This window comes from Lentimonas sp. CC4 (assembly GCF_902728235.1).
Lineage (GTDB): Bacteria > Verrucomicrobiota > Verrucomicrobiia > Opitutales > Coraliomargaritaceae > Lentimonas.
The window spans coordinates 685,434-697,317 of the sequence record NZ_CACVBO010000001.1; the positions used below are offsets into that span (position 1 = coordinate 685,434).

General features: G+C 52.3%; 14 protein-coding genes. 5 read left to right on the forward strand and 9 right to left on the reverse strand.

The genetic code is table 11. The features are described 5' to 3' along the window. The first annotated feature begins 13 nt into the window (after positions 1–13). Together GZZ87_RS02950 and GZZ87_RS02955 are read left to right on the forward strand one after the other, a co-directional pair. Positions 14–439, forward strand: coding sequence for a hypothetical protein (locus GZZ87_RS02950; protein ID WP_162027282.1), 426 nt, complete (start codon positions 14–16; stop codon positions 437–439). 63 nt (positions 440–502) lie between these two features. Beyond that, positions 503–910 carry a hypothetical protein gene (locus GZZ87_RS02955; RefSeq protein ID WP_162027283.1) on the forward strand — a complete coding sequence of 136 codons (408 nt, stop codon included), beginning with the start codon at positions 503–505 and terminating at the stop codon, positions 908–910. Between the two features lie 17 nt (positions 911–927). Here GZZ87_RS02955 and GZZ87_RS02960 read toward each other — a convergent pair whose 3' ends face one another. Continuing rightward, positions 928–1,560: a hypothetical protein gene (locus tag GZZ87_RS02960; protein ID WP_162027284.1), complete on the reverse strand. Its 633-nt coding sequence runs from the start codon at positions 1,558–1,560 to the stop codon at positions 928–930. A 125-nt stretch (positions 1,561–1,685) separates the two neighbouring features. Then, positions 1,686–2,444 (reverse strand): hypothetical protein, encoded by a 759-nt coding sequence (locus tag GZZ87_RS02965; protein WP_162027285.1) that lies wholly within the window; start codon positions 2,442–2,444, stop codon positions 1,686–1,688. 69 nt (positions 2,445–2,513) lie between these two features. Between GZZ87_RS02965 and GZZ87_RS02970 the strand changes: the two genes are divergently transcribed. Further along, positions 2,514–3,359, forward strand: coding sequence for a mechanosensitive ion channel domain-containing protein (locus tag GZZ87_RS02970; RefSeq protein WP_162027286.1), 846 nt, complete (start codon positions 2,514–2,516; stop codon positions 3,357–3,359). A gap of 161 nt (positions 3,360–3,520) precedes the next feature. Next, a complete protein-coding gene (locus GZZ87_RS02975) occupies positions 3,521–4,651 on the forward strand; it encodes a lactonase family protein (RefSeq protein WP_162027287.1) in 1,131 nt (376 codons plus the stop codon). Between the two features lie 52 nt (positions 4,652–4,703). Here GZZ87_RS02975 and GZZ87_RS02980 read toward each other — a convergent pair whose 3' ends face one another. The 3 genes from GZZ87_RS02980 to GZZ87_RS02990 all read right to left on the reverse strand — a co-directional run bounded on the left by GZZ87_RS02980 (position 4,704) and on the right by GZZ87_RS02990 (position 8,879). Then, a complete protein-coding gene (locus tag GZZ87_RS02980; protein WP_162027288.1) occupies positions 4,704–5,144 on the reverse strand; it encodes a hypothetical protein in 441 nt (146 codons plus the stop codon). A 278-nt stretch (positions 5,145–5,422) separates the two neighbouring features. After that, the gene (locus GZZ87_RS02985; RefSeq protein ID WP_162027289.1) at positions 5,423–6,409 is read right to left on the reverse strand and encodes a transposase; all 987 of its coding nucleotides are present in this window, start codon (positions 6,407–6,409) and stop codon (positions 5,423–5,425) included. A gap of 112 nt (positions 6,410–6,521) precedes the next feature. Next, a complete protein-coding gene (locus GZZ87_RS02990) occupies positions 6,522–8,879 on the reverse strand; it encodes a DNA topoisomerase 3 (protein ID WP_162027290.1) in 2,358 nt (785 codons plus the stop codon). 276 nt (positions 8,880–9,155) lie between these two features. Here GZZ87_RS02990 and GZZ87_RS02995 point away from each other — a divergent pair, with 276 nt between their 5' ends. After that, entirely contained in the window at positions 9,156–9,503 is a 348-nt protein-coding gene (locus tag GZZ87_RS02995; RefSeq protein WP_162027291.1) for a VOC family protein, read from the forward strand. On the opposite strand, the gene GZZ87_RS03000 is transcribed toward GZZ87_RS02995, so the two are convergent. From GZZ87_RS03000 to GZZ87_RS03015, 4 genes are read right to left on the reverse strand one after another with little or no spacing between them, the layout of a single operon-like run. Continuing rightward, on the reverse strand, positions 9,500–10,336 hold the full coding sequence (locus GZZ87_RS03000; protein WP_162027292.1) for an inositol monophosphatase family protein: 837 nt from the start codon (positions 10,334–10,336) through the stop codon (positions 9,500–9,502). The two genes, GZZ87_RS02995 and GZZ87_RS03000, sit on opposite strands and share 4 nt — an antisense overlap. Positions 10,337–10,345: 9 nt before the next feature. After that, positions 10,346–10,582, reverse strand: a complete 237-nt coding sequence (locus tag GZZ87_RS03005; protein ID WP_162027293.1) for a hypothetical protein — start codon at positions 10,580–10,582, stop codon at positions 10,346–10,348. A gap of 2 nt (positions 10,583–10,584) precedes the next feature. Continuing rightward, complete coding sequence (locus GZZ87_RS03010; RefSeq protein ID WP_162027294.1) at positions 10,585–11,433, reverse strand: ion transporter; 849 nt, start codon at positions 11,431–11,433, stop codon at positions 10,585–10,587. Positions 11,434–11,440: 7 nt separating this feature from the next. Further along, complete coding sequence (locus GZZ87_RS03015; RefSeq protein WP_162027295.1) at positions 11,441–11,860, reverse strand: hypothetical protein; 420 nt, start codon at positions 11,858–11,860, stop codon at positions 11,441–11,443. Positions 11,861–11,884: the final 24 nt, after the last annotated feature.

The window sequence follows — 11,884 nt, forward strand, 5'->3', positions numbered from 1 at the left end:
CAACATCATACCTATGGCTAAAAAACCACAGAAACTTGAACCACTCACTCTGCAGGAAATTATCCTGCGCGGTGATTCGGAAACCATTCGTCAGGCGCTGGAAGCACGCGTCCAGATCGATACACTCCTCGAAGAGCGCGAAGCAGCTTACCGCCGCATCGCTGAACTCGAAACCCAGGTCAGCGAAATCGTCGGCGAAGACGGCATCTTCCCATTCCCAGCACCGCCACTCGACGTTGCAGACTACGTGAAAAAGCCTGCACCTAAGAAAGCTGCTGCTCCGAAGCCTGCCCCAGTCGTAGTCAAAAGCGAAGCACCTGCAGCCGAAGATAAGCCAGCAGACAAGGAAGACGCCCAAGCAGAAGCCGTCAAAGAAGACACCAAGGACGAAACTCCTGAAGTCAAAGACGACGCTGCTGACAAAGGTAAAAAGGCTTAAGGCATCCGCCTAACTCCTACTTGAGAACAAGCCGCGCCTTCGGGCGCGGCAGTCTCGAACCATATGTCTGCATCCACCGAAGAGCTCATTGCGATCAACAGCCTCCTGATAGAACGGGAAGCTGAGTTTGCGCGTGTGCACTCGATTGAAGCACAGATATCCGAGTTGCTCGGAGCGGAGTATCCATTCGACCCGCCGGAGGTGATCGTTCCCTCCACCATCAAAAAGAAGCCAACGAAGGCCAAGAAAGCAGCGAAGGCCAAACCACTCAAAGTGCGCCGCCTCGCCGACGGCGAGATCGCCTATCGCTTCACCTGGATCGACAAAGGGCAGACGGTGACTAATGAGCTCACCGAATTAAAGGCAATCGATACACTGATCGACGACGCACTACCTGGAATGAAGCTGCTCAAAGTCGAGACGCTCGACTTTGACTCTGCCACGATTGAGACGCTCTACTCAAACGAGTAAAAGCCCCGCTCGCTCAATCATTTTTTACGCTGCACCCATGCCTTACGTTGCTTAGGCGTCAGAACCTGAGTGTAGAGCCGATAATACCGAGAAAAGAGCTGACTCTTTTGCTGATCAAATTCGGAACTATCCATACTGCTACGCTGCTTCAGCAAGGCTTTATACTCGACTCCTCGATCAGCAAAAATCTGCTCGATCTCATAGTATTGCTCTGCCGATAAGCTGACTGTATCCCGTAAATCATCCAGCATTACACGCACACCTCGAGTCAATTCAACCGCGGGCTCAAATTCATCCACGACGATCGGCTCCTCTGCCGAAACTACAGGAGCTTCGACGATCAACTCTTCCACTGGAATCACAGACTCCTCAATAGCAACTGGCGCCAGAGGCTCCAAGGGCTCCATCGACTCAACAATCACATCAGGCTCAACCATAGTAATCACATCAGGCTCAACCATAGTAATCACCTCCGACGGTGGAGTATCAATACTCGGGATCGGCGCAACACGTGCGGGGATCAGCTCAGCCTCGGGCTCGACCACTGCGACCGGTTCCGTTTCGACCGTGCTAAATTGGGGACTCGTGCTCTGGCAACCAGCTAAGATGATTGCAAAAGGGAGAGAAAGAAAGAGCGCTGAAGATCTCATAGACATTTGATTGAGGTGAAGAGTTACCTAGCAATAGTATACCACACGCACACTACCGACGAGCACGATATATAGTGAATATTCCTACAAAATGGCTGGCATTATGCCCTCCGAGGATCACTCGCTTAGCCCTCCAAATGCGCACGGAAGAGTTTCTTCATATCTTCCAGTAATTGCTCATCTAAGGTGATGTCCACCATCTGCAGCAAGCTGTCTAGCCCGGTCAGCGCATTCATCGTCGAGTCGTTAACCTCTAGGCTCCGCAAGCGGCGGCAGAAATCTAGATTCAGCGTGTTGACGTCCTGACACATTTTACTGAGTTCCGTTAACTCCCAATCCGGCTCAAGCCCTTCGCGCATACGTAAGAATTGAGCCAGTGCATGCATTGCCACGATGCGATACGTCGCTTCTTCAGAACTCGAAAATGGTAAATGATGGCGAACCATCGGTTTGAATTTTGCCGTAACCGGACAGCCACTACCAGCAAACCGCGCGCCCATCAGCGCCGCGATCGCAGCAGGCAGCCCCACTCCTTGTTTCGTCGTTTGCCGATCAGGACTGGTCACACACACTTCCACTGGCTGGATCGAAGAAACGGTATGAAAATACTGAACAACATCCAAGATACTAACCGCCGCCGGACAGTGCTGGTGCTCGGATGTATTCAACGGGCAATGCGAACACTTATTCTTACTTAGCAATGTCCACTCCGGCAAATCCACCGGATGAGGCTGCACAGATGCCCCAGTCTCAGCATCCATGCGCACTTCAAACGTTACCTCCGTTTCGTCCGGAAACTTAAACTGATAGTTAAACCAAAATGTATTTTCGCTTTGCATGAGGAATGACGCACCAAACAACGCATAGACTCCCTCAATTGTCAAAGCTACCGTCTAAGCTAAAAAACGCCTTCAAGAGTTGTCATCTCAGATAGTTAGCTACAGTGTGAGCACATGCCTACACCTACTACAGACCCATCCGCCATTAACTTCGAAGCCATCATTCAAAGCTGCATCGAAGTCGTCTCCACATACGGACTTCAAATACTCGCCGCCTTGGCGATTTTCATTATCGGTCGCATTGTCGCGAATCTCCTAACAAAGGCACTTCGCACCACAATGGAGAAGCGCAAAGTCGAGCCGTCACTCATCGGATTTGCTGCCTCCCTCACACATGCCGGCCTGCTGGTATTCGTAGTGCTTGCCGCACTCGGAAAACTCGGCGTCCAAACCACTTCCTTTGTTGCCGTGATCGGTGCCGCGGGTTTGGCCATTGGCCTAGCTCTACAAGGATCACTCTCCAACTTTGCAGCAGGTGTGCTCATCCTGATCTTTAAACCCTACAAAGTCGGCGACTACGTAGCAGCTGGTGGCGGAGAAGGTGTCATTCACGAAATCGGCATTTTCACGACCACCCTGATCACACTCGACAACAAGACACAGATCCTTCCCAACGCGATTGCGACTGGCGGCATGATCGATAACTTCTCCAAACAAGGCACACGCCGCTTAGATCTCGTGGCAGGTGTCAGCTACAGTGAAGATATCCGTCATGTAAAGAAGGTGCTCCAGGAAATCTTGGACAACGAACCTCGCATCCTGCCTGAGCCAAAGCCAACCATCGGTCTCATGGAAATGGGTGACAGCTCGATCAATTTCGCCTTCCGCCCATGGGTCAAAGTCGAAGACTACTGGGATCTCTTCTTTGAACTACAAGAGCGCATCAAGATCCGCTTCGACGAGGAGAAGATCTCCATCCCATTCCCTCAACGCGACGTGCACCTATTCAAGGCAGACTAGTCATCCACACAGTCCAACCTTTCCAAAAGCGGAGCAGCAATGCTCCGCTTTTTTTTGGGTTCATCATCAAGAATCGTAGAGATGTGACGCCAGCGCGACATGATTGAACCTTTTTTTGAGTCGCACACAGAGCGATCCCATCGCACTCTTTCAGTTTGTCCATGAACGACCTCATCCGCGCCACTCTACTCCTACTCACATTACTATGCAGCCAACTCCAAGCAGAGCAGACACAAGTTTACTTCGGCACGAGTAATAGCACTGGCATCTACACAGCCACCCTCGACACAGAGCTCGGCATACTCTCGCCGATCACACTAGCCGCAAAAATAAAATCGCCCGGCTTCATCGCGCTTCACCCCAAGCACCCGTTTCTCTACGCCACCACCAGTGGTTTTGAAAAACCAAACACAGCAGGCGTCGCAGCATTTCGCATCAAGGACGACGGCACTCTTCACCTCATCAACACACTCCCATCCAGCGGCAACGGCGCCTGCCACGTAAGCATCGACTCCACGGGGCAAAGCCTAGTCCTCGCACATTACAGCAGTGGCAGTGCGGCCGCATTTAAGATCAAACCCGATGGATCCCTTGTCGCCACGAATTCACTGCATACACACACAGGCTCTGGCAAAGACCCGAAACGCCAACAAAGACCACACCCGCACTCGGCGTTCATCCACCCTAACAACCAATTCGTCTATGTCCCCGATCTAGGAATCGACAAAGTCATGATCTACCGGCTCTTTCCTGATCAAGGCATCATCACGCCCGCCGGACATGCCGATGTGCCAGGTGGCAGCCAAGGCCCGCGCCACATGAAATTCTCAGCAGATGGCAAACAGGCCTACGTATTGAACGAACTCTCACTCAACGTCGCCACCTATACAGTCGATCTCAACACTGGGCAGCTACACTATCTCGACACAGACTCAGTATTAAGTTACGGCAGCATACCAGAAAAGATGACCTGCGCCGAAATCAGAGTCCACCCCAACGGCAACTTCATCTACACCTCCACACGCGACCTCGATAAAAAGGGGCGCGACACACTCAGCACCTTTACGCGTTCCGAAAACGGCAGCCTGCAACTCATCGCCAACACACCTGCAAGCGTCAGCGTTCCACGCAACTTCAACATCGACCCGAGCGGTCAATGGTTGATCGTCGGCGGTCAAAAGTCTTCGACGCTAGCAATCTTCGCAGTCGACCCCAAAAGCGGCGCACTCACTCTCAAACAAACAGACATCCCCTTCGACGGCGGAGCAATCTGTGTCGAGTTTGTTAAATAATGCGGGAGGGCGAGTTCGCATCACCGACCAAAGCCGATCTACCTATAGGTTGTCACAACTGACGCGACCTTGCCTGACTCTGCGTGAATTCACGCATCTGATCTTCGCGTGACAAATACCGGCGCGCCGAATCAGCTGCCAACCACTCGGCAAACAAAGCCTCCTTGCTAGAGCCAGCGGCATCCACTTCCGCTCGGGTCATTGAAGCAGGTGCCTCACTGCATAACAACGCGACAAAGCGTGCACCATATTTCAGAAAATAAACAGCAAGCCCCAGACAGAAAATGAACCCCACCGCATGCGGCCAAGCTAGATCCCAAGACACACGCGTCCCGGGTGAATTCAATAGTTCTGAATAGACGCCATTCGACAGCAGGTAGACGGCAAAGCCAAAGCCCGACAACTTCGTCAGCGCCAACCAAGCAAAGACAACACCGGCGACACGAGTCACCAACCACGCAAGTTCTGTTTTATTGATACAGTGATTCATCATAATTCGTAGGTAGAGACAAGCACATTGCCTATAACGCTAACGAATACAATGCTAGCTTTCTGGTCGTAACACGCCCCGCAGCAACTGGCTTCAGGATCGCTGCGCATCGCGCTCTACGGCGAGCAACAGGATCCCCCCCCTACTATCGCTTCTTTTAAATATTCGGCATCAGCCAAACAAACGACTCAGGCAAGCACTACTGGCTCGGCAATGGAATGGGTGACGCAATTATCCTCCATTCAAAGATCGCTCGGGCACGAACCACACAGTAAAACGAGTCAGCCAAACACATTTCGTCGCAGTCCCTGAATCACCGAAAGGCCTCCCCAATCGCCGCCAACCATAGCATTGACCTTTGGCGGATGCTTTCTCCCGCGTTCCATTGCCCAGGCCTCAGTAAAGTTCCGCACGAATTCGGCCGAACCGAGAATCGCGCCATCAGTAAAATAGCGAACTCGGCAGCGCAACATCACAGCCTTCGGCAATTTGCCATCGTCTTCGTTCAAAACTTTCAACGCCCTCTCACGCTTCATGTCTGGCAGCCCCGTCTCGGCAGCATGCTTACCAAAAATCAGCATACGATGTGCCCGCAAAGCTGAGTCTATGCGCTTTGCACCAGAATCACTCCACACATGGATAAGCCCCCGCTTCGCCTCTGGCACACCAGCGACCGCTTCTGCATAGCCACAAAATCGATAATCCTTGGGATCATTGACTAACCCAGCGCGCACTGAGTTTAGATCAATATAAGCCGCCATCGTTTGCAGCGGATTCCCCGCCCCCTCGACCAATACGGACTTAAAACGATCTGCCCACAGCGTGCCATAGCGATTATTATTACGATTATACCAAACAGAGAAGCGCTGCTTCACCGTCTTCATAAACTCAGAGACATCCCCCATCCGCGCCCGCAACTTACGACGAATCTCATCCGCCTCCTCACCGTCGGCTTGTAGTTGAGACTCCAGCACCTTGGTCGAGGCAGATTGGAATTTTGTCGGCTTAGGATACAGCACCTTATAACGCCGCATCAGCTCCACATCTGAAAGCAACGACTGTTCAGGAATACGCAACAACACGTGAAAATGATTCGACATGACACAATAGGTAAGAATCTCAGCACCACAGAACTCAGCCACCTGCCACAGCATTTTACGAAGCATCTCCTTCTCGCGATCGTGAAATAGTAGCTCACCGTTCACAGTGCGCGTCATACAGTGATACACTGCAGAAGCCCCACTCACCTTTGTTCGTCGCAATCTCATGATTCAACTACCCTGAATACTCCATTTATCACAGTCAACTTACTATTGCCTGACACTTGTTATAATAATTACACATAAATCGATACCAACTAAAGCATTAATCTAGGAGCAACTACGAGAAATCGAACTTCACTTCGCTGTTCAACACCTTCAATTTGGCATCAAAATCCTTCCCGGCCTTCGACTTAAACCCGCTCAAAGTTTCCGTCGTGCCAGTGCTGAGTAATTGCTGCGCCTCTTCCAATGAAATCTCGCGCTGCGCCATGGTTTTCCAAATCACAAATTTGCAGCCATTCCGCCAGTTCGAGCAACCGTAGGCTTTCGCACCGACCACGATGTCGCCTCCGCAAGTTGGGCATGCTCCAAGCGACTCCTGCCCAGCGTCCTTCTTTTCAACGTCGGCCTCGGCATAACCGAGATTGCCTTTCTTATCTAAGCTGAACGTAGCAAACAATTTCTGCCCATCGACCTCGATCGGGTGCGGCGTCAGGCTACGCTTATGCGCAAAGATTTCACGAGCGAGCTCTGGTCCGATGGACAAGCCCCATTGCACTATCGGCAATACAAACTTACAGCCGGATTTCCAGGCTGAACACCCATACGCAGTCTTCCCGCGAATCACTGGCTCATGACAAATCGGACAGGGCCCCAAATTAGCCACATTCACCGTCTTCGCTGAAGTGCCCTTCAATATCTCACGGGTATAGTCCCCGACCTCTGTCATAAATTGAGCAGGATCATACTCCCCACGCTCCACTTGCTTGAGACGAAACTCCCAATCCCCCGTCAACTCAGGCGACTTCAATCGCTCATCTTGAATCAACGAGATCAAACCACGCCCAGACTCGGTGCTGATCAAATTCTTCTTCTGCCGCTCCACATATTTACGCTGGATCAAGACTTCGATAATCGATGCGCGTGTGGCTGGCGTGCCGACGCCTTTGTCCTTGAGCGCTTCTTTCAGCGCTTCATCGGTCACGATTTTACCGGCAGTCTCCATCAGAGACAGCAGCGTCGCCTCATTAAAACGCTTCGGCGCGGAGGTCTTAAACTGCGGCAACGACGGCTCGTGCGGATTACTCTCACCCTTCTGAAAGTCCGGAAGTTCCTGCACGGCTTCTTCTTTCTTTGCGCCCTTCGCCTTCGATTCCTGCTTCGGTTCTGGCTTTGCATCCTTCGACTTCGGATACAAGGCCTGCCAGCCTGGATCGACTAGCACCTTACCACGCGCACGAAACGGTTCCTCCGCTGCAACTGCATCCACGACGGTCACGGCTTTAATACACGGAGGAAAGAAGACAGCAATTAAGCGAACCAACACCGCGCCATACAGCTTGCGCTCATCGCCCGCCAGCCCATCGCCCAGCACTTCCGTGGGCAAAATCGCATGGTGATCCGAGACCTTCTTATCATCGACGATACGCTTGGTAAATTTAAGCTTATCGAGATCCAACTGATCAATCGCATCTGGTTTGAGTCGACGCAGTGCCTCCAACAAGGGCGGAATGGTCGGCTGAATATCGGTGCTAATATAGCGGCTATCTGTTCTCGGGTAAGTCAGGTGTTTACTTTCGTAAAGACTCTGTGCGAGCTTCAGCGTCTGATCCGCCGTAAAGCCGTAGCGCTTATTCATGTCCTGCTGCAGAGACGTGAGATCATAGAGCTGTGGCGGATTCGCCTTCTCGTTCTTCTTCGTGACCGACTGCACCACCAGTTCCTGTCCTGTCACTTTCTCGACAATCGCGGCCGCTTTCTCCTGATCCTCAAATTTACCACCGGTATGCTTAAAAGTCGCCTCCCGGCACAGCGTGTGCACTTCCCAGAAATCCTTTGGCTTGAAATACTCCACCTCCAAGTCGCGGTTTACGATCATTGCCAAAATAGGCGTCTGCACACGCCCGAGACTCAACAGCAAATTCCGCCGACCATATTCCACCGTGAAGAAGCGCGTGGCATTCAGCCCGACCACCCAGTCGGCCTCACTGCGGCACTTCGCCGCATGATACAGACCATCATAATCTGCGCTCGGAACCAGATTCTTAAATCCTTTCGCAATGGCGGCAGTCGTCAGCGAGCTAATCCATAGGCGCTTGCACGGCTTCGACTCACACTCCGCCCACGTTAAAATATAGCGAAAGATGAGCTCCCCCTCGCGGCCGGCGTCCGTCGCGCAAATGATCTCGTCGGCTTGCTCGAAGAGCCCCTTGATGATCATCAACTGTTCATGCGCCGAGCCGTCTGCCCGTGAACGTAACTGAAAGTCCTCAGGTATGATCGGCAGGCTGCTCAGCCGCCACGGCTTCCACTCGGTCTTATAATCTTCGGGCTCTTGCAGCTCCACCATGTGACCAAAGGCCCACGTCACCGTCCACTCATCGTTCTTAAAAAATCCCTTCCCCTGGCTATTCGCGTTGAGGTGTTTCGCGATATCGCGTGCGACTGAGGGTTTTTCCGCTAAGACAACTTTCATAGGTAATATAGGAGAGCTACTCTTGCCGCTTCGCTAAATGGAGCCAGAAAAAAGCGAAAAAAGAACGACAGCAGCAACGATCCCCGAATTCAAGGCCAGCATCAAAAACGTGACACAGACATTCCTGTCTGTCCACCGAACCCAAGCCACCACCAAAATCCGTAGCATAAAGAGTCATAGACCGTCACATTCAGTGACAGGGCAGCCACCAAGCTTAACCGCTAAAAAAAGCGCCATGCGAGTCGCTTCCACGAAGTTCCTGACTACAAAGACAGCATGCATGTCGAAAAATTGAAATACACTATTTGGGCGGCCGACGCCGAGCGCGCAGCCACCTTCTACCAAACTTGCTTTGGCGGCACCATCGCGCGACAAAACCCACACATCACAGAAATCGAAGTCGCTGGCAGCCTGATCGCCATTCACGGCGGTGGCGAAGGCAAGCAGACCTGGACCGGCCTCACCTTCCAAGTCGCAGATGTCGTGCTCGCTGCAGCTGAGATCGTCGCAGCAGGCGGAAAATGCGAACGCGAACCACAACCCGAAAACGGCGAACCGCCGCACCTGGCAATGTGCGAAGACTCCGACGGCAATCAGATCATGCTCAGCCGCGCTCGCAGTTAAACCTCAATCGCTAACGCATCCAGCATCGGCTTTGCGGCCTCGACCAGCGCTTCATGCACAAGCCCGTTGGTCACAACAACGCCGCGTTTCGTAAACATATCATACGGCTCGCCCGCTAGATTGGTAATCTGCGCGCCTGCTTCTCTGGCGATCAAACTCCCTGCGGCCGCATCCCAAGGCTGCAAGCCCATTTCATAATAACCGACCATGCGCCCATCAGCGACGTAACAGAAGTCTAGCGCAGCTGCACCGAGACGGCGCACGCCTCCCGATTCGCGCAACATATTTTCCAGTGCATCACACAGCGGCGCAGCACGTTGGGCGCGATCATACGGAAAGCCAGTCACCACTAACCCTTCGCGCAGAGAGGTCTTCGAGTTCACATGCATCGGCTTACCATTGAAGGTCGCGCCTTGCCCTTTAATCGCACGAAACCGCTCACGTAGCGACGGAGCCGTCACAATCCCTCCGACCGGCTCGCCCTCAAACAAGAGCCCAATCGAAATCGCCCATGTCGGAATGCGATTCGCATAATTCACGGTGCCATCAATCGGGTCGAGTATCCACCGAAAGGATACGGAACGCCCCGCCTCATCGGAGCTCTGACTGCCTTCTTCCGAGACAATACCATCCTCTGGAAAGTGAGTGCGGATGAAAGCAATCAAACACTGTTCACTCGCGAAATCGGCCTTCGTCACCAGGTCGACTTCGGTGGTCTTCGTATCGATCCCCAAGTCACCTTGCTGCATTTCGATCAGCATTCGCTCCAACTCGGGAAGCATCCCTTCAATCGCATCGAGGCGCTTAGCTACATCTATCAGTGAAAAATCCATGAGCCAAGCTTAGCGTAATTTATACTGTTTTGCGAGTTTGGCGGCACGACGCTTCAACGCAGCATCAGCTTTAGCCTTCTTCGCATATTTCTCCAGCGCCGTGAGCGCGGCGGTCGACGGTGGCAGGTTCAAGATGTAACTCTCTTCGCAATAGTCTGCCAACCAACCGAGCGCCTTCTTTTGTTGCACCAACGTAGCATTGGTCGCCAACAACTGCTTTATATTTTCATTTTCTTCTACATTCATCTCTACTTCTTAAATTGAGGATCAGGCGGCAATCGATCACCGCACACCTTACAAAACGCCGCGTCATGATCGTGATCCTCCCACCCACAGGCAGGGCAGATCGAAGGCTCTGCTTCGCGCGCAGAAATCTCATCACGTGACGAATGGGCATGCGTCATCTCTGCTGTCACAATCGCCGTAGGCACCGCAATAATGCCATAACCTGTAATCATGATGAAGGAAGCAAAGAGTTGCCCCAGCGGCGTCTGCGGAGAGATGTCGCCATACCCCACAGTCGTCAGCGTAACGATCGCCCAATACACACTTTTAGGGATACTAGTAAAGCCATGCTCCTCACCTTCGATCAGATACATCAACGATCCCAGAATCAGAACCAGCACGATCACGGTAAAGATAAACACCGCGATCTTACGCAAACTCGACCTCAAGGCATGGATTAACACATTCGCCTCACCGATATACTTTGCCAGCTTCAGCACTCGGAAGATGCGTAACACACGCAATACACGAAGCAGCGCTAAATAGTGCGCACCAGGCAACAATAGGTCCAAATACGTTGGCAAAATCGACAGCAAATCCACTACCCCGAAAAAGCTTCGCGCATAGCGCAACGGCCTCAACGACACATACAGACGCAATATATACTCCAGCGTAAAGAGGATCGTGATCCCCCATTCGACAAAATACAGCGCCCGGCGCAGTTCTGAACTAATCGAAGGAACACTCTCCAGCATCACCACGATCACGCTCAACGAAATCGCGATGATTAAGAAAACATCAAAGGCCTTCTCATCCCAGCGAGTCGACTGGAAGATGATACGTCTCCAATGGGATCTTAATCGGCTGGTCATCGGAATCCTATTGTTCGTCTTTCCTCACAAAGTAAACCTCGGCAGGCTCACCACCGGGGCGCATATATGTGCCAACTAACACTCGGCGCTCAGGTAAAAAAATCAACCGATACGCAGAACCGGGATAGCCCTCATCGCGCAATACAAACTCCAATCGCGGTTGCCCTTCGACCTCGTCGAATGCGGCGGTCTCAACATTAATCGACTTCGGGTTGAAATAGCGTGCCACCACCGTGCCCGCAGATTCACCTGCCTCAACTTCCACGCTGTAAGTGCCATCCGAGCGTAACCAAGAGCCGAAAAAGTCGGACTGCTCCGGGAGCTTCGCTATCGAAGGCGATATATCATACTTCGGCTGCAACGCTTCCTGCCCTTGCATGGCCCCGACGAACAGACTCAACAGAGCTCCTATTAATAAAATACGCATGACTCTATAAATGCCTCACCACCA

What these genes read in the sequence shown, in the direction of transcription:
- GZZ87_RS03000 (WP_162027292.1), bottom strand. Translation starts at nt 10,336, where the DNA reads ATGGATTTTTCACTGATAGATGTAGCTAAGCGCCTCGATGCGATTGAA.
- GZZ87_RS02975 (WP_162027287.1), top strand. Translation starts at nt 3,521, where the DNA reads ATGAACGACCTCATCCGCGCCACTCTACTCCTACTCACATTACTATGC.
- GZZ87_RS03015 (WP_162027295.1), bottom strand. Translation starts at nt 11,860, where the DNA reads ATGCGTATTTTATTAATAGGAGCTCTGTTGAGTCTGTTCGTCGGGGCC.
- GZZ87_RS03010 (WP_162027294.1), bottom strand. Translation starts at nt 11,433, where the DNA reads ATGACCAGCCGATTAAGATCCCATTGGAGACGTATCATCTTCCAGTCG.
- GZZ87_RS02950 (WP_162027282.1), top strand. Translation starts at nt 14, where the DNA reads ATGGCTAAAAAACCACAGAAACTTGAACCACTCACTCTGCAGGAAATT.
- GZZ87_RS03005 (WP_162027293.1), bottom strand. Translation starts at nt 10,582, where the DNA reads ATGAATGTAGAAGAAAATGAAAATATAAAGCAGTTGTTGGCGACCAAT.
- GZZ87_RS02980 (WP_162027288.1), bottom strand. Translation starts at nt 5,144, where the DNA reads ATGATGAATCACTGTATCAATAAAACAGAACTTGCGTGGTTGGTGACT.
- GZZ87_RS02990 (WP_162027290.1), bottom strand. Translation starts at nt 8,879, where the DNA reads ATGAAAGTTGTCTTAGCGGAAAAACCCTCAGTCGCACGCGATATCGCG.
- GZZ87_RS02995 (WP_162027291.1), top strand. Translation starts at nt 9,156, where the DNA reads ATGCATGTCGAAAAATTGAAATACACTATTTGGGCGGCCGACGCCGAG.
- GZZ87_RS02985 (WP_162027289.1), bottom strand. Translation starts at nt 6,409, where the DNA reads ATGAGATTGCGACGAACAAAGGTGAGTGGGGCTTCTGCAGTGTATCAC.
- GZZ87_RS02970 (WP_162027286.1), top strand. Translation starts at nt 2,514, where the DNA reads ATGCCTACACCTACTACAGACCCATCCGCCATTAACTTCGAAGCCATC.
- GZZ87_RS02955 (WP_162027283.1), top strand. Translation starts at nt 503, where the DNA reads ATGTCTGCATCCACCGAAGAGCTCATTGCGATCAACAGCCTCCTGATA.
- GZZ87_RS02960 (WP_162027284.1), bottom strand. Translation starts at nt 1,560, where the DNA reads ATGAGATCTTCAGCGCTCTTTCTTTCTCTCCCTTTTGCAATCATCTTA.